The following is a 15,900-nucleotide window of genomic DNA, read 5'->3' as shown; positions in this document are numbered from 1 at the left end:
CTTTTTATCTTACTACTACCATTTTTATAAGGCTATTCATTCTAACGCAATCGGTAATTATAGCCTTGCTAAAGAACATTATGATAAAGCAGAAATTTTACTTAAACACATTCCTGATGAACTTGAAAAAGCAGAATTTCATTATAACTTAGCAACATATCATTATCATATTTATCAAGCACTTTTAGCCATTAAGCATGGTACAAAAGCTAGGGACATATTTTCTAAACATGAAAGCTATGAATTAAAAACAGCCTATTGCGATAATTTATTAGGATTAGCTTGTACGCATTTAAGAGAATTTGAACTAGCTGAAGAATACTTTGTTACTGCAATGAACACATTCCAAAAGCAAAAAAATGAGAAAGCAATCTTACTAGTTCGTCATAATTTAGGCTTAATGTATGCGAGTCAAAATCTCTCTATTTCGGCAATTCGATACCTTTCAGAAGTTGTTGAAAAGAAACCTCATAATTATAAAGCTATTTTTGTTAAAGCCAAGGAACACGTCAAGCTAGGTGAAGAAGAAATTGCATCTCAACTCATTGAAAAAGGTTTAACTATCTGCAATGAATTAGGAAATCAAGAATATCAATACCGCTTTACAATTCTAAGAAAAATAAATAAAAAAGTTACTGCCGAAAAATTAGAACAAGCTGTGCTAGCAGGAATGAACTACTTTAAAAACGAAAGATTATGGGAGTATGTTCAAGAATACACGGAAGCAGTAGCAGTCCAATTTCATAACGAAGGAAACTTTGAACAAGGAAGTAAATATTTCTATTTAAGTTATGAAGCTAAAAAAGAAATTTTTAAAAAGGAGGCGTTAAAGTGAAGAAAGCATTATTAGGAATGCTATTGATTACAATTGTAACGATAGGCACACATACTTCAGTTAACACTCAAACAGCTATTAATATTATACAAGGTTTAGCTGATGGTGATACAGGTTGATTTATTAAAAACATAGGACGCTTACCTATTCTTAGGACAGCGTTCTTTTTTATCTAACTTTAACTTTGAAAGGATTGAGCAACGAAAATGTTTGACGGACTAACAATAGAGACAATAGGCAAGTTTGCACCTGTATTCACTACAATTATAGCCACCTTACTTATACCAGCTGTATTATATAGTGTTAATCAACTTGTAATAGCGGCAACAACTAAGGAAATTGATAAATTGTATTTAAATAAAGCCACACAAGTAAAATTGAATTTTTGGAATGTAATTTTATCTACACTGTTAGGTGCTATTTTATATCTATTTGCTGCTGTGTTTTTTAACTTTGGAGTATATGATAACCTTAATAAAACTTGGAGTAACAGCGAAAAAGTTTGGTACATCGGAGGAACTTTAATTATTAGTGTTATTCTATTAGTTGTACTATATTTTCTGTTTTTGTTTTCTCTGCATAAAAACAAGAAGTTTAATATTATTCTTAAGGTTTTAATTTCCCTTCAAATCATAAGTAGTGTAATTATTTTTTCCTATCTCATTACTATTCAAATTTTTAGGAAATGGAATTATGAGATGATACCTTTCATAGTACTTCTTATTTTAATTTTCGCATGTATACAAACCACAATGAATAACCTAACAAGAAATAAGAAACCTTCACAATATATTATTACTATAGTAGCCGAAGAAAAATTAGAAACTTTAATCCACGGTTACACACTTGATGAAAAACGAACGGTTTGTTTTGTAGAAGGTATAAAACCCGATGAGGTTTTTTATGTATGTGATTTTTCATCAAAGGTTTTTTTGAAGCATACAAAAAAATCTGAAGAACATGTGACTGCTAATCCAGCAACATCTGCCAACAACACCCCCAATTGTTAGACATAACTAACAATTGGGGGGTATTTTTTATTTAACGCACAATTATCTCGAGCGCTTTACCGATTGTTAGGTTGAACGTATAACGATTTTCTGCGGTCTCTTTCTTTCGCTGATCACTTTTCAATCTATCCCCCAAAATATTCGATAAGTTCTCACTAATCGTTAAAGAATCACATTTTTTGACAAAAAAGCCCCCTAACTCGTTAGCGACCGCACATTGTACGATTCAACTTACGAATTAGAGAGCTTATATATTGCGGACTTTGACGTCACCGCAAAAGGTTTTGTTAGCGTCCCAGGAGAGATTCGAACTCCCGCTCCGCCCATTTCCGTACTATTTTATATATTTTGATCGCAGTCTTAATATATCTTCTCCTTCGCGAATGCCTGCCGATCCCTTCCTCACATTTTTTACGACAGTCCAATTCGGGTTAGTTTCATCACCGATGTTCTGTACTGTAAAATTGCCATCACCATATTTTCGGTGGCCTTCTGCCAATTTCTCCGTTAAATCATTCTCATTTGATCTCGCCATCTTTGCGCCATCTCCCTTTTTTATACGACCTTCTTAAACTATCTAACCAATCACAGGTCCAGTCAATTGGAGATTCTCGTTTTCCGCTTCTATTAATTGTAACACACTACCGAGAATAAGTTCCGATAACTGCTGCTCAACCGTACTAGAATGGTAAAGAGTTTTATAATATTGTAAGTAAACAATTAAGAGAATCTGGATATGGATTTGAGTTCCACCATAAACCTATTAATTCTTTAAATTAAATAAGATGAATAGGGCGCATAAATGGCGCTCTTTTTATTTAAGAAAAAGAAGTACATATGCAACTGCTTAATATCAAAGAAAAGGTCGCAAATATTAAGAATGAACTACACCTATAACCCAAACATCAAATTTTAGACAAACAAAAAACCTTGTTATCAAAAAATAACAAGGTTTTTTTAGCGTCCCAGGAGAGATTCGAACTCCCGACCGTACGCTTAGAAGGCGTATGCTCTATCCGGCTGAGCTACTGGGACATGGAGCGGGTGAAGAGAATCGAACTCTCGACCAGAGCTTGGAAGGCTCTTGTTTTACCACTAAACTACACCCGCATATGTTATTTTCTTTTCTTCGTTAGCGCCGTTTCCCTATCGACAATATTTATTATATGTATAACCACACATAAAGTCAACACCTTTTTTAAAAGAGGATAAATTTTCTTATCCTCTTTTAAAAACTGCTTGTTCAACTAGTTGTCCGTCTAACGTTTCAAAACGAACTTCCATTTGATTTCCATCCATTTCTAATAAAGCAAATGTCTTTTCTACACGCTGACGTGGTAATAAAATACTGCCTGGATTAATAAATAAAACGCCCTCGATTAATTCCGCACCTAATACGTGAGAATGTCCGAAGCATGCAACTTGCGCTCCCACTTCTTCAGCATGGTACGCTAGCGTTTGTAATGTCATTTTCACATTATGGCGATGTCCATGCACAACTAAGAAGCGAATTCCATCTACATCAGTTACAATTTCATCTTGAAAGTTAGCATAATCACAGTTTCCTTTTACAACATGGAAACCTTGCAGTTCTTCATGAGCAGATGTTAGCTCTGAATCACCGCAATGAATCATGATATTTACTTTCCCTTCATACTTCTCTTTCAACTGCTGTAATTCCTTCACAGAGCTATGACTATCGCTTACGATTAAAGCTTTCATCATTCTCTCTCCCTTATTCTCCTAAAAACCATTCCGGGATTTTTTCTTCTAACTTACGAAGAGCACGTCCGCGGTGACTAATAGCATTTTTTTCATCTGAACTTAATTCCGCCATCGCTTTTTTATATTCTTCCACATAAAAAATCGGATCATATCCAAAGCCGTTTTCCCCGCGGCGTTGTTCTAAAATAAATCCTTCACATGTCCCGTTTACAATGACAGGCTTTTTATCACCTTCAGGGAAAGCTACTGCTAATGCACAGTAGAAGCGAGCTTTACGCTTATCAAACGGTATTTCATTTAATTCTTGTAAAACTTTATCAATATTCGCTTGATCATCTTTTGGCTCTCCAGCAAAACGAGCTGAATACACGCCTGGTTTCCCGTTTAACGCATCTACAATAAGACCTGAATCATCCGCAATTACAATTGCATTCAACTGTCTACTCAAACTATCCGCTTTTAAGATCGCATTTTCTTCAAATGTTTCACCAGTTTCTTCGACTTCTTCAATATGAGTAAAATCGTGTAATGATTTCACTTCTAAATCAAATCGCTCAAATAACTCAGCAAATTCACGTACTTTCCCCATATTTTTTGTCGCTACAACAACTTGTTTCATACTTTCCACCTCTACTCTATATGAGATACGATGTCACCTAACGCTTCTTTTTGCATATCAATCAGTTGGAAAATGCCTTGTTCTGCTGCATCAAGTAATTCATTTAACTGCGCTCTACTAAACGTCGCTTCTTCTCCAGTTCCTTGCACTTCAACGAACTGACCTTTTCCAGTCATAATTACATTCATATCAACGTCTGCTTTAGAATCTTCTGCATAGTTTAAATCTAAAACAACACCTTGTTCTTCAACAATCCCTACTGACGTTGCTGCTAAATAATCTTTTACTGGAATTTTAGATACTTTTTCTGCTTGTAATAACTTCTCAAACGCTAATACCATCGCTACATATGCACCTGTAATAGAAGCTGTTCTCGTTCCACCATCCGCTTGAATAACATCACAATCAATCCAAACCGTTCTCTCACCAAGCGCTTCTAAGTCAACTACCGCACGTAATGCTCGTCCAATTAAGCGCTGGATTTCCATTGTACGTCCTGTTACTTTCCCTTTACTTGACTCCCTAATTGTACGTTGTTCTGTCGCACGTGGAATCATCGCGTATTCAGCTGTTACCCATCCTTTTCCTTCTCCACGCATAAATGGCGGTACACGCTCTTCAATTGTTGCTGAGCAAATCACCTTTGTATCCCCAACCTCAATTAATACTGATCCTTCTGGATGTTTTAAATAATTCGTATGAATATGTATATGGCGTAATTCTGTTTTCTCTCTACCATCTACTCGCATAAAAATAACCTCCTCATAACTACTTGTTAGTATAGCCAAATTTAAATGTATGATATGTATACAATAAAAGAAGAGGAACCCAAAAAGCAATTCCTCTTTCTTACTTAAGTATATCAAATTATTGACGATTAAAAACTACCTGTATTCACGTTTTCTGGACGATCTACAGGTTTTATTAACTTTCCGCCCTTTTCATCTATAAGATTTGCCTTTCCATTTACTTCAATAGAAATATTTTTCACACCTTTCTTTTCTGTTAAAGATAAAACTAACGACTTCAATACGTAATTTGAAATCATATTTTTATCTGGGTTTACAAATATATTTTCATTAAAGTTTAATGTAAGGTTTCCGTCTTGTAATTTCGGATTCGTAATAAGCTTAACGCCTGGATTAAAATCATTCAGGAGCGATTGATGGATCGGACCTTTTACAAGTTCATCTATAATTGTTGCATAGTCATTTTCTTTACCTTCCGCAACGCGGCGTGTGACTGGTACGTAGTATTGCTGTTTATTATTATTTTGCGCCATAAAATACAGTGTGACTGGTTTTGTATTTGTTACATCTGCTACTTGTTCATCATCGAAGTTAATACCATTTGCACGGCTCACTCCTTCACCAAGCGGTGTACCACCAACCGGCATCTTTGCCAATTTCTCACCATTTATTTGGAACTGCACTTGTTTTATCTCTGTAAATTGCGTCAACGTCCAAGCTATAGATTCAACGATTTGACGCTCTTCTTCTTTCGCATAGTTTTTCATTTCTTTAGAGAAATCAATAACTGCCGTTCCGTCCTTTTTCAAATCTAAGGTCATCGTTGTATTCGCCGGAATGACTGCACGAAACCCATTCGGTAATAAATTTGTTACCGGTCCATCTTTCACAAGGTATTCTAACGTTTGCTTCACAGTCTCATTTGCTTTCGGAGTAGGTATAGCTAACGTTTGTGGTACAACATAACCATTTTTATCAACAAGGTATAGTTCTCTATTTACCATTTGCCCTTGCTTATCTTTTTTAGCTACTTCTTTCTTCCCACCCTCTGTATACGTAACTTGTTTTGGCGGATCAATTTGTTCAGTTGCTTTCTCTTGATTTATAAAGCCACACCCTGTTAGTAAAACAGCACTCACAGTAGCACCAACAACCCATTTAAAAGTGGATTTAGGCATGCCATTCCCCCCTAAAATCTAAGTTTGTACTATTATGTATACGAGCTGTTTCACGTTTTAGAACAAGCTGCGCCTCTTATAAATTGAAACTTTAATCAACAGGGGTCTTACTCCCCAGCAAATAGCAAGATAAAACAAAAACTCCTGATTTCTCAGGAGCTCACTTATATAAATTCTACTATTATTCTTTTTCTAAATGAATATGCTTCACATTTTCAATCGGTTGACCGAACCATTTGGATGCAATTTCTTTAAACAAGCCTATTTTTCCTGTTGTTAAGAAGAGATGATCGCTTTGTTCTTCTCCTTCATTCAACATTTTACTATGATATAAGATTGTACTTACTTCACGTGCTGTTTCATCACCAGAACTAATTAGTTGCACTTTATCTCCCATTACTTTTTTAATAACAGGTCCTAAAATCGGATAATGTGTACACCCTAATATAAGTGTATCAATATCGGTACTTTTCAGTGGTTGCAGCGTTTCTCTTACAACTTCATACGCCATTTCACTTTCGAAATTCCCACTCTCTACAAGTTCAACGAAAGGTGGACAAGCTAAACTTTCTACCATAACACGGTTATTAATAGACTTTAACGCCTCTTCGTATGCACCACTTTTCACCGTTCCAATCGTTCCAATAATCCCAACGTGATACGTGTTTGTCACTTTTAAAGCTGTACGTGATCCTGGGTGAATAACTCCTACTACTGGAATTGGTAATTGTTTTTGCATCTCTTCTAATACAACTGCAGTTGCTGTATTACACGCAATAACTAACATTTTAATATTTAAATCTAGTAAATGCTCCGTCATTTCCCACGTAAATTGACGTACTTCTTCTCGAGAACGTGGACCATAAGGACAACGTGCTGTATCTCCTAAATATATGATACGCTCTTTCGGCAACTGACGAATTAATTCCTTTGCTACTGTTAAACCGCCAACTCCTGAATCGATAACACCGATTGCTCTATTCAACTTCATCACCCGTTTTCTCATTCATCATCTTTTATGCTTATCATTATATTTTACACACTTTAAGTTCGCTCACTTCAAATGCTTCTGTATGAAAATTTTCATTTTCCCATGTATAGACTAGGACCTTTTTTATTTTGCTCCTTTTTTTCGTAATTTGCAAGATAGAAAAATAACCGACCTTCTATAAGAAAGTCGGTTTCTTCTATATAAAGTGCATATTCATTGCTCCATCTTTTTTTGAAAAGAAGACATTCCCATTAATAAGAAGAAATGAGCAGAAATTAAAATGACGATAATTTATTTACAGCCCTTTTTATAGCCTTACCTATTTCCACGCTAGACTGTGGATTTTGTCCTGTAATTAAATGACCATCTACTACTACATGCGGCGTAAAATTGGGGGCTACATAAAACAAAGCTCCTTCTTCTTTCAACTTACTTTCTAGCAAAAACGGAACGCGCTTTTCTAAATGTACAGCTCTTTCTTCATCGTTTGTATAACCTGTTATACGCTTACCCGCAACAAAAAACGAGCCATCCTGATTTTTCACACCGACTAAGGAGCTTACTCCGTGACAAACAGCCGCTACAATCCGGTTATTGTTATACATATTCTCAATCAAATTTACTACATATGGATTACCTGGAAAATCTACAATCGCCCCGTGCCCACCACCAAATAAAACCGCATCATAATCCGAAAAATGAACATTTGAAATCGGCCTCGTATTTTGCAATAAAGAAGCTACATGCTTGAATTCGCGAGGTATACCATTCGGAATAGACACTCTATCTATAGGTACTCTCCCACCTTTTATTGACACAATATCAACATCAAACTTAGCCTTTTTAAATACATGATAAGGAGCTGCGAGCTCTTCCAGCCACAAACCAGTCGGGTGTCCATTCATATCATGAGCACTTGTTGAAACTAACAGTATCCTTTTCAACATATCCCCTCCTTATTACCTATTTATGTATGGAGTGTTCTTATCATTCATATAGCAAGTGAAGCAAACAAAAAATAGCCGACTTTTATATAAAAGTCGGCTGCTTTCTTATAATTCGAGCTCTCCCATACGAAGAAGCTCCACAACTGCTTGTGAACGTCCTTTAACCCCTAGCTTTTGCATTGCGTTTGAGATATGGTTGCGAACTGTCTTTTCACTTATAAAAAGTTCACCTGCAATTTCCTTCGTTGTTTTATCTTGAACCAGCAATTCAAATACTTCTCTCTCTCTCTTTGTGAGTAAAGGTTTAGATTGATACGCTTTTTCCTTCAACTGGTATAACCCTCCTTGCTTAAGCCAGAGCTGTGTATGTGTAAGTTGGGTGTTTATTTAGTCAAGATATTGTATGAACGAAATGTGCAGGTGGTGAATGAAAATGGGCTTTATTTCCTATGTTATTTTAGACTTTTATACAGTGCGTACACTCTTTTTATCCACTTACTTTCCAACGCGCCATATTTGTTCTAGCAATATACTTACAACCGTACCTACAAATAAACCATTACCGAATATATATTGCATAATAGACGGCAAGGATTGGAGTGCTCCAGACGGTAAAAACATAACGCCGCTGCCAAATAATACTGCAACGCCTAAAATCGTTACATTCCTTTCACTCATCGGCACTTGTTTTATATTATTAAATCCAATTCCAATTAACTGTACGAACGAAGCCATTAAAACAGCCGATGCGACAGCTGATGGTAAAGATGCTAAGTAACGAATAATACTTGGAAAAAGAGACATTACGACTAGTAACGCACATGCCATTAAGAACGATCGTATATACTTTTGTTTTGTTAAACGTATGAATCCTGCCGTTGCTGGTAACGGAACGACACCTACAGTTGAAAATACAGAAGAGATGAGATGCGAAATCCCCCCAACCCATGTTCCATCTTTCAACTGTTTTTGTTCAATAGTCGCTTTATGAATAGTTGCTTGATTAATTGCTATAATAGCTGCCACCGTATTCGAAACTAAAATACATACCATAACGAAACTTGATACAGCCATACCTGTATTCCATTTTGGAAGTCCCCAAGCAAATATATGTGGAAGTTGCACAAAATGAGTTACTTGAGATGGGATTGTCACTTTTCCTGCAATGAGAAAAATAATCCACCCACTAATTAATCCTATTAAAACTGCATAACTTTTGACAAAGCCTTTTCCAAAATTAGATAGTATAATAACGAACAGAAATATACTAAACGCAATCATTGCTGTAAATCCGTCGATTTGAGAAATAGTAGCTGTAATTCCTAACATTCCTTTTAAAAATACACCACTTAATTGTAAACATAATAAAAGTAAAAACGTCCCTGTCACAAGCGGCGTAAATAAAAATAAAATACGTCCTATAAAACCAGTTACTCCTAATCCTATTAAAATAACACCGGAGATTATCATTCCTAATTCTAAAATTTGCAGTGTACTATGTAATTGATCCTGTCCGGCCGTTGCATAAGCAAGTACGGTAAATACACCAACCCAAGATCCAGCCGGCCCATCCGCAATTGGCAGTCTATGCCCAAGCCACCCTTGTAAAAAAGAAGATATACCAACTACAAAAAACGTACGCTGCATTAAATAAAATATTTCTTCCGTCGTAAGATGAAATAATCCGCCAACGACAATTGGTAGTGCGATTGAATTTGCTAATAAAAATATAAACCATTGTAAAGTTCCCATAATATGATTTTGGTTATGTTGATTGTCCAATTTTTTCATCCCTTCTAGCTTTCCTATAAAAATATATTGTAAGAATAAAAAAGAAGAGTTCTATACTCACCATTAGAACCCTCCTCAAAATATTTAAACGATTCTTCTACACAAGATTATTTAATTCCACCTCATTTAAACTTCCAACAACAATATTTCCTTTATACACGACTAAACGTTTTTCTGTTTGACGTGCTACTGCTTCAGCAGCGCATGTCGCATTCGTCAAAACAAAGCTCGCTTCATCCCCTATATTCGGCCATACTCGTTTCCCTTCCTTATTTAACGTTTCTTTTCCTCCTGTAATAAAGCGGAGTGCTTTTCCTAAAGACCTTTCGTCACTCCACCCAAAACGCTCTGCTAATCGATTCGCCTTTTGAAGCATATCACCTGTTCCAAACGGTGACCAATGATCTGTAATGCTATCATTGCCTAATGAAACCTTAACACCTTTTTTATCTAATAACGGAATTGGGATTACTTGTTTACCAATTGGCACCGTTGAAGTAATATCAATATTTACATTTGCGAGTCTTTCTGCCACTTCTTCAGCCTCTTTATCAGTAACACCACCAAGTCCAAGTGCATGACTAATCGTTACACGGCCTTGCCATCCTGCTTCTTCTGTTAAACTTGCCAATCTCTTCATCGTAAACGTTCCAAGATTATTCGCATCGTGCAAATGAATATCAACATCCGCATTAAATTCTACTGCGATATCCATAATTGTATGTAATGACTTTTCGATGTCATTATCCACTGTAGCTGGATCTACTCCTCCGACTAGATGAGCACCCATACGCATCGCATCTTTCACGAGTTGTACAGAATTACTGCGCAATAATCCATGTTGCGGAAACGCAACAATTCTACTAGATACTCGATTTTTATATGTTTCTAATGCTGCTAACGTCGCCTCCAAATTACCAAGCCCAATAATCTGATCAACATTACAATGCGTTCTAATATTCGTTGCGCCATTTTGCAGTAGTAACTCCAGCATATTTTCCGCTCTATTTTGGGCAGTCGCTAATTGCTTTGGTAAAATTTTTTCTTCTTCATTAAAACGTGTAAAAATACTTTCTGCTGGCATACAAGCTTTCCATGGGCCACTATAATATGTTTTATCAATGTGAATGTGCATCTCTTTGAAAGCTGGCAACATTAATAAGTTCTTAGCATCAAAAGTTACTATATCTTCCTCTTGAACAATCCCTTTTATAATTTTTTTAATTCGACCATCTTCAATAAGTAAACTGCATAATTCTGTTTCTGTTTGTGAAATTCTCTCTTCTTCATATGTATATCCTGATTCAAGCATTACGTTAGTCAACCAATATACTGTCATCTCTATTTCCCCACCCTTTATTAAAAATCACCTCATAACTACAAGTTTAATATCCACTGAAAATTAAGACAATTAATACGATCACTTCTCACAAAAAAATGTAATACAACCCCATAGTCTTCTCATAAATTTCCATATAGAATAAAAGTATGCAGTTTGATATAAAAAGGAGTTGATTGGAATATGTCAAAAAAGTTATGTAAATCCGAAACTGATAAAATGCTATTTGGTATATGTGGTGGTTTAGGAGAATATTTTGATATTAGCTCTACTCTTATTCGTATCATTTGGGTTATTGCTGTTTTATGTTTTGGGACAGGATTTTTAGTTTATTTCATTTGTTTATTACTTATGCCACGTTCGTACTAACGGCATTATTTCACATACTTAAGAAGAGCAAATCACCTATAGAATCCTATAGGTGATTTTTTCATGAAGAATATTTCATCGTTAAATGTAATACCGCCACTTCTTCTTCTTCATTTTTATAAATATGCTTCTTATTCGCTTCAAATTGAATGGAATCAAACTCATTTAATTCGTATACATCATTCTCCACTTGAATAGACACTTTCCCTTTCATTACCGTTACAAGCTCAATCGCACCTTCATGATGAGCTTCTGGCTCATATATACTATTTGATCGTAAACAAGCACGGTGCATTTCCATCCCTGTTTCTTTCGTATAACGGAACATCGTTTCTAAATGCCACGCTTGTCCTTCATCTACTGCAAATCCTTCTCCACAGCGCGCAACAGCTACAGGTTCTCCAACAACCATTAATCTGGATAAAGGAATTGATAACCCTTTCGTTATTTTCCAAATGACAGCTAGTGTCGGATTTGTTTCCCCTCTTTCGATCTTTCCTAATGTTAATTTACTAACTCCTGTTTTATGGGCTAATTCTTCTAAACTTAATTTCTGTTCATTTCGAATTTGTCTCAATAACTGTCCAACTTGTTGAATGACTTCTTTCGTTTGCATATCTTCATTTTCTTTCATATATAAAACCACCTTAAAATATAAAATAGTTTACTTTTAATGAATAAAAGTATATCATACTATACATAATTATTTATTTCCGAAAGGAGTGCTATACTTCATGCGCGCAATTTTATTAGGTCTTTTATCATCGGCCTTTTTTTCTGCAACCTTTATTATTAATAGAGCAATGAATGTATCTGGAACAAGCTGGGCTTGGACAGCTTCCTTCCGTTTTTTATTTGCTCTTCCTATTTTATTCCTTATCGTTTTATTTCGCAAAAACTTTAGGGGATTATGGGAAGAGTTAAAAAAACATCCATTGGCATGGATCGGATGGGGTTCTGTTGCCGGTATTGGTTTTTATTCTTTATTAAGTTTCGCAGCTGTCTTTTCTCCAGCTTGGCTCGTTGCTGGAACTTGGCAAGTTACGATTTTAGCTGGTTTATTACTATCACCACTATTTTTCGTGAAAATAGAAACAAAATCAGGTACGAAACTTGTACGTGGAAAAATTCCACTTCGTAGCTTATATGTTGCATTATTTATTTTACTTGGTGTAATTTGTATGCAAGCAACTGCCGCAGGCCATATTACAATGACTCAGTTCATTTCAGGTTTTTTACCTGTCGTATTAGCCGCTTTCTTATATCCGTTCGGTAACCGAAAAATGATGGAGCTTGTTGGTGGACGCCTTGATACGTTCCAACGTGTATTAGGAATGGCAATTGGAAGTCTTCCTATAACAATTTTGCTTGGTATATACGGATTTTCTACTACTGGCATTCCAACATCCAACCAAATGCTTCAAGGATTTTTGTTAGCATTATGTTCCGGCGTTATTGCAACGATGACATTTTTCTTTGCTACTGACTTAGCAAAAGATAACCTCGCTCTACTTGGAGCTGTTGAAGCAACACAAGCTGGAACGATGGTCTTTACCGTACTTGGAGAAATCATTTTCTTAAATGGTTCACTCCCTGGAGGACTTTCTCTCATCGGAATGATTATTATCATGTTAGGAATGGTTGCAAATAGTATTTTAAACCGTTCTGTTCCAGTCGTTAAACAGAAAAAATCGGCATAAAAAAAGGGTATGGTTCTATAGAGATGAACCATACTCTTTTTTATTGTCCCCCTATTTCGCCTTATCAGAATAGTATTTCATTGGCTGTTTATACTAAAACTTATGTTATAATACGTTTCATGCGCATTAATAGGAGGTAAATTATGTTAAAAAAAGCAATCGCTGAATTTATTGGTACATTTGTACTTGTATTATTCGGAACTGGAGTAGCTGTCACTGGCGGCGGAATTGAAGGAATTGGAACATTAGGAATCGCTATGGCTTTCGGCTTATCTATTGTAGCTATGGCATATAGCATCGGAACAATTTCTGGATGTCACATTAACCCAGCAGTATCAGTAGCTATGTTCATCAACAAACGAATGAACGCTATGGAACTTTGTTATTATGTATTAGCTCAAATTTTAGGTGGTTTATTAGGAACTGCAACGTTAGTAACAATTTTAAAATCTGCTAAAACACCTTTAGATAATTTAGGACAAAATGGTTTCGGAACTCTTGGTTTATCTGGAGCATTTTTAGTTGAGTTCATTTTAACTTTCGTATTTATTTTAGTTATCGTTGCTGTAACAGGTAAAAAAGGAAGTTCTTCTTTAGCTGGACTAGTAATTGGTTTCACATTAGTTTTAATTCACTTATTAGGAATTCCGTTAACTGGAACATCTGTTAACCCAGCTCGTAGTATCGCACCAGCTTTATTTGTTGGTGGAGAAGCACTTTCTCAACTATGGGTATTCATCGTAGCACCAATTCTTGGTGGTATCTTCGCAGCTATCGTAGGTAAATTCATTTTAAATACTGAAAAATAGAATTTTCAATATTTCTGAATAAAAAAAGGCGAGCCCTCATTATGAGGAAGCTCGCTTTTTTTATTCTTTCATTTTAGACTTTAAATTTGTAACTAATTGATCTACCGTTACATTTGCAAGTACGTTTTCCATCGCTTCTTGCGCTTGCATTAAAATAATTTCTAATACTGATTGAATATTAGCTCCTACTGGACATTCAATGTTGGGATTTTCATGGAAGGAAAATAGCTGTCCTTCTTCTACAACTTCCACTGCTTTATATACATCAAGTAATGTAATTTCTTCTAAATCTCGAGCAAGTGTCGTACCACCTTTACCAGCTTGTACATCAACAAGTCCTGCTCTCTTCAACATTCCTGTAATGCGACGAATCACAACTGGATTTGTATTCACACTACCGGCAATCCATTCAGAGGTACAGCGAGAGTTTCGATCTATCGCAAGTAATGTCAGCATATGAACACCTACTGTAAAACGACTACTAATCCCCATCTGCACACCCTCCTTTTTATTCATTCTATTAAAAGACGACTCTTATCATTATATACTATTTTTAATTTATACATAAAGAAAAAGCATGATTTCAATAAGAAATCACGCTTTTCTCTCATTATTGACGCTTTATAAATTTCGCTAAATCTTTAAATTTCACTTTATCTGAGTAATTCATTACGCCGTTTACGTAAATGCGGCTTGTAACAGCATTTAATACCGCAATTGTCGCCAATAAGACTGCTAATGTTATCGTAATTTCTAGCATACCTGCTTCACCAGCTACAATACGTGAGAAGGTAACCATCGGTGTAAAGAATGGAATGTAAGAACTTACAACGACGATAGTACTATTCGGATCGCTTAATGATTTAATACTAATAAAGAATGCAGCCATAATTAAAATCATTACCGGGAAAGATACAGCTTGTAAATCCTCCGTCTTAGACACGACAGCTCCAGCAGCAGCATACATCATCGCATAAAGTAAATATCCCGTAATGAAATAAACAAGAAACATGCTCATAACCTTTGCATCTAATTTCGTAAAGTCAATTGGAATACCAAATAGTGAGGCACTTTCTAAATCGACCCAACCTAACAAATATGGAATAAGATAACCACACGCCAATATGACAAGTTGCAATAACGCCGTTGAAACAACCGCTAAAATTTTCGCATACATCATCGTAAGAGGCTTCACTTTCGGAAGCATTACTTCCATTACACGTGACGCCTTTTCAGATGCAATATTCATTGCGATTGTATTTCCGAACGCTACAATAAACATATATAAAGCAAATGTAAAGAAATAGGCAATTCCGAAAGAAGATGTACGATCTTTTATCGCTTCTTGCTTTACTTGAATTTCTGTTTGTAATTGCTTTGCAATTTCTGTTGAAACATTATTTTTGGCAATCGTCACCATCGTATATTGTTGCTTTAAATATCCTGCCATAATTGCAGAAGTTGCTTGGCTTGGAAATCCATTATACATATATGTAATCGATGGAGCCCCATCCTTTTCCGTCACATGGAATAGACCATCTAAATCGCCTTCTTCTACTTGCTTATGCAGTTTATCAAAATCATCCTTTGAACCAATTGTTATTTTTGCTGATGGCAATAGCTTATTTAGCTCATCTTTTTGTAATTTATATGTGGAACTCTCTACTACAACTGCAATTTTATCTTTATCCTTATTTTTATCATCGCCTGAAGTAAAATGATTAAATGCAAAAATCCCAAACACAACTAAAAATAAAATCGCACTCGTAATTAATGATTTTTTAGATAAAAATGCTTCCCTAAAATAAAATGAAAATACGTGAGAAAATTTACGCATC

The 15,900-nt window shown here is 35.6% G+C and carries 19 protein-coding genes, 2 tRNA genes and 1 pseudogene; 7 read left to right on the top strand and 15 right to left on the bottom strand.

The genetic code is table 11. From position 1 onward, the window contains the following. From GBN78_RS19115 to GBN78_RS19110, 3 genes are all read left to right on the top strand, one after another. Window positions 1-835, top strand: an 835-nt coding sequence (locus tag GBN78_RS19115) for a tetratricopeptide repeat protein (RefSeq protein WP_152127612.1), incomplete at its 5' end; no start/stop codon positions are given. Beyond that, window positions 832-954: a hypothetical protein gene (locus tag GBN78_RS30900; protein ID WP_255256478.1), complete on the top strand. Its 123-nt coding sequence runs from the start codon at window positions 832-834 to the stop codon at window positions 952-954. The genes GBN78_RS19115 and GBN78_RS30900, both read left to right, overlap by 4 nt. Window positions 955-1,041: 87 nt before the next feature. Next, entirely contained in the window at window positions 1,042-1,845 is an 804-nt protein-coding gene (locus tag GBN78_RS19110; protein WP_097918770.1) for a hypothetical protein, read from the top strand. 334 nt (window positions 1,846-2,179) lie between these two features. Here GBN78_RS19110 and GBN78_RS19100 read toward each other — a convergent pair whose 3' ends face one another. Next, on the bottom strand, window positions 2,180-2,380 hold the full coding sequence (locus tag GBN78_RS19100) for a hypothetical protein (RefSeq protein ID WP_000124460.1): 201 nt from the start codon (window positions 2,378-2,380) through the stop codon (window positions 2,180-2,182). Window positions 2,381-2,532: 152 nt separating this feature from the next. Here GBN78_RS19100 and GBN78_RS31200 point away from each other — a divergent pair. Then, window positions 2,533-2,625 (top strand): annotated as a pseudogene (locus tag GBN78_RS31200) (DUF6572 domain-containing protein); the annotation flags it as partial. Between the two features lie 181 nt (window positions 2,626-2,806). Here GBN78_RS31200 and GBN78_RS19095 read toward each other — a convergent pair. From GBN78_RS19095 to GBN78_RS19045, 11 genes are all read right to left on the bottom strand, one after another. Next, window positions 2,807-2,880, bottom strand: a tRNA-Arg gene (locus tag GBN78_RS19095). 1 nt (window position 2,881) lies between these two features. Beyond that, window positions 2,882-2,955: transfer RNA gene (locus GBN78_RS19090), tRNA-Gly, on the bottom strand. Between the two features lie 108 nt (window positions 2,956-3,063). Continuing rightward, a complete protein-coding gene (locus GBN78_RS19085; RefSeq protein WP_048567805.1) occupies window positions 3,064-3,567 on the bottom strand; it encodes a metallophosphoesterase in 504 nt (167 codons plus the stop codon). A gap of 13 nt (window positions 3,568-3,580) precedes the next feature. Continuing rightward, entirely contained in the window at window positions 3,581-4,189 is a 609-nt protein-coding gene (locus GBN78_RS19080) for an XTP/dITP diphosphatase (RefSeq protein ID WP_152127611.1), read from the bottom strand. Window positions 4,190-4,200: 11 nt separating this feature from the next. Next, entirely contained in the window at window positions 4,201-4,938 is a 738-nt protein-coding gene (gene rph / locus GBN78_RS19075) for a ribonuclease PH (RefSeq protein ID WP_001261765.1), read from the bottom strand. 128 nt (window positions 4,939-5,066) lie between these two features. Next, complete coding sequence (gene gerM / locus GBN78_RS19070; protein WP_001126748.1) at window positions 5,067-6,116, bottom strand: spore germination protein GerM; 1,050 nt, start codon at window positions 6,114-6,116, stop codon at window positions 5,067-5,069. A 181-nt stretch (window positions 6,117-6,297) separates the two neighbouring features. Then, a complete protein-coding gene (gene racE, locus GBN78_RS19065; RefSeq protein WP_000774005.1) occupies window positions 6,298-7,107 on the bottom strand; it encodes a glutamate racemase in 810 nt (269 codons plus the stop codon). Between the two features lie 275 nt (window positions 7,108-7,382). Then, window positions 7,383-8,054, bottom strand: coding sequence for a type 1 glutamine amidotransferase domain-containing protein (locus GBN78_RS19060; RefSeq protein WP_000919606.1), 672 nt, complete (start codon window positions 8,052-8,054; stop codon window positions 7,383-7,385). A 105-nt stretch (window positions 8,055-8,159) separates the two neighbouring features. Then, the gene (gene gerE / locus GBN78_RS19055; protein ID WP_000659484.1) at window positions 8,160-8,384 is read right to left on the bottom strand and encodes a spore germination transcription factor GerE; all 225 of its coding nucleotides are present in this window, start codon (window positions 8,382-8,384) and stop codon (window positions 8,160-8,162) included. A gap of 165 nt (window positions 8,385-8,549) precedes the next feature. Beyond that, a complete protein-coding gene (locus tag GBN78_RS19050) occupies window positions 8,550-9,845 on the bottom strand; it encodes a purine/pyrimidine permease (RefSeq protein ID WP_002062437.1) in 1,296 nt (431 codons plus the stop codon). 97 nt (window positions 9,846-9,942) lie between these two features. After that, entirely contained in the window at window positions 9,943-11,184 is a 1,242-nt protein-coding gene (locus tag GBN78_RS19045; protein ID WP_048567806.1) for an amidohydrolase family protein, read from the bottom strand. Between the two features lie 183 nt (window positions 11,185-11,367). Between GBN78_RS19045 and GBN78_RS19040 the strand changes: the two genes are divergently transcribed. Continuing rightward, complete coding sequence (locus GBN78_RS19040) at window positions 11,368-11,553, top strand: PspC domain-containing protein (RefSeq protein ID WP_000038411.1); 186 nt, start codon at window positions 11,368-11,370, stop codon at window positions 11,551-11,553. Between the two features lie 61 nt (window positions 11,554-11,614). Here GBN78_RS19040 and GBN78_RS19035 read toward each other — a convergent pair whose 3' ends face one another. After that, window positions 11,615-12,187: a helix-turn-helix domain-containing protein gene (locus tag GBN78_RS19035; protein ID WP_000661924.1), complete on the bottom strand. Its 573-nt coding sequence runs from the start codon at window positions 12,185-12,187 to the stop codon at window positions 11,615-11,617. A gap of 100 nt (window positions 12,188-12,287) precedes the next feature. On the opposite strand from GBN78_RS19035, the gene GBN78_RS19030 reads away from it, so the two are divergent. Then, window positions 12,288-13,253 (top strand): DMT family transporter, encoded by a 966-nt coding sequence (locus tag GBN78_RS19030; RefSeq protein ID WP_001201630.1) that lies wholly within the window; start codon window positions 12,288-12,290, stop codon window positions 13,251-13,253. Window positions 13,254-13,396: 143 nt separating this feature from the next. Continuing rightward, window positions 13,397-14,062, top strand: coding sequence for an aquaporin (locus tag GBN78_RS19025; protein ID WP_000913213.1), 666 nt, complete (start codon window positions 13,397-13,399; stop codon window positions 14,060-14,062). A 60-nt stretch (window positions 14,063-14,122) separates the two neighbouring features. On the opposite strand, the gene GBN78_RS19020 is transcribed toward GBN78_RS19025, so the two are convergent. Together GBN78_RS19020 and GBN78_RS19015 are read right to left on the bottom strand one after the other, a co-directional pair. Beyond that, entirely contained in the window at window positions 14,123-14,554 is a 432-nt protein-coding gene (locus GBN78_RS19020; RefSeq protein ID WP_000512998.1) for an Rrf2 family transcriptional regulator, read from the bottom strand. Window positions 14,555-14,672: 118 nt separating this feature from the next. Then, entirely contained in the window at window positions 14,673-15,899 is a 1,227-nt protein-coding gene (locus GBN78_RS19015; RefSeq protein ID WP_001224973.1) for an ABC transporter permease, read from the bottom strand. Between the last annotated feature and the right edge of the window lies 1 nt (window position 15,900).

The sequence above is a fragment of the Bacillus sp. B2-WWTP-C-10-Post-4 genome (assembly GCF_009183805.1).
Taxonomy (GTDB): Bacteria; Bacillota; Bacilli; order Bacillales; family Bacillaceae_G; genus Bacillus_A; species Bacillus_A cereus.
The sequence above is the reverse complement of the archived record's forward strand: the minus strand, read 5'-3'. Positions and strand labels throughout refer to the sequence as shown.

Excerpts from the sequence above, each read along its gene's own strand:
- GBN78_RS19110 (WP_097918770.1), top strand. The coding sequence starts at position 1,042 with ATGTTTGACGGACTAACAATAGAGACAATAGGCAAGTTTGCACCTGTA.
- GBN78_RS19015 (WP_001224973.1), bottom strand. The coding sequence starts at position 15,899 with ATGCGTAAATTTTCTCACGTATTTTCATTTTATTTTAGGGAAGCATTT.
- GBN78_RS19085 (WP_048567805.1), bottom strand. The coding sequence starts at position 3,567 with ATGAAAGCTTTAATCGTAAGCGATAGTCATAGCTCTGTGAAGGAATTA.
- GBN78_RS19060 (WP_000919606.1), bottom strand. The coding sequence starts at position 8,054 with ATGTTGAAAAGGATACTGTTAGTTTCAACAAGTGCTCATGATATGAAT.
- GBN78_RS19100 (WP_000124460.1), bottom strand. The coding sequence starts at position 2,380 with ATGGCGAGATCAAATGAGAATGATTTAACGGAGAAATTGGCAGAAGGC.
- GBN78_RS19030 (WP_001201630.1), top strand. The coding sequence starts at position 12,288 with ATGCGCGCAATTTTATTAGGTCTTTTATCATCGGCCTTTTTTTCTGCA.
- racE (WP_000774005.1), bottom strand. The coding sequence starts at position 7,107 with ATGAAGTTGAATAGAGCAATCGGTGTTATCGATTCAGGAGTTGGCGGT.
- GBN78_RS19080 (WP_152127611.1), bottom strand. The coding sequence starts at position 4,189 with ATGAAACAAGTTGTTGTAGCGACAAAAAATATGGGGAAAGTACGTGAA.
- GBN78_RS19020 (WP_000512998.1), bottom strand. The coding sequence starts at position 14,554 with ATGGGGATTAGTAGTCGTTTTACAGTAGGTGTTCATATGCTGACATTA.
- GBN78_RS19025 (WP_000913213.1), top strand. The coding sequence starts at position 13,397 with ATGTTAAAAAAAGCAATCGCTGAATTTATTGGTACATTTGTACTTGTA.
- GBN78_RS19040 (WP_000038411.1), top strand. The coding sequence starts at position 11,368 with ATGTCAAAAAAGTTATGTAAATCCGAAACTGATAAAATGCTATTTGGT.
- GBN78_RS19045 (WP_048567806.1), bottom strand. The coding sequence starts at position 11,184 with ATGACAGTATATTGGTTGACTAACGTAATGCTTGAATCAGGATATACA.
- GBN78_RS19035 (WP_000661924.1), bottom strand. The coding sequence starts at position 12,187 with ATGAAAGAAAATGAAGATATGCAAACGAAAGAAGTCATTCAACAAGTT.
- gerM (WP_001126748.1), bottom strand. The coding sequence starts at position 6,116 with ATGCCTAAATCCACTTTTAAATGGGTTGTTGGTGCTACTGTGAGTGCT.
- rph (WP_001261765.1), bottom strand. The coding sequence starts at position 4,938 with ATGCGAGTAGATGGTAGAGAGAAAACAGAATTACGCCATATACATATT.
- GBN78_RS19050 (WP_002062437.1), bottom strand. The coding sequence starts at position 9,845 with ATGAAAAAATTGGACAATCAACATAACCAAAATCATATTATGGGAACT.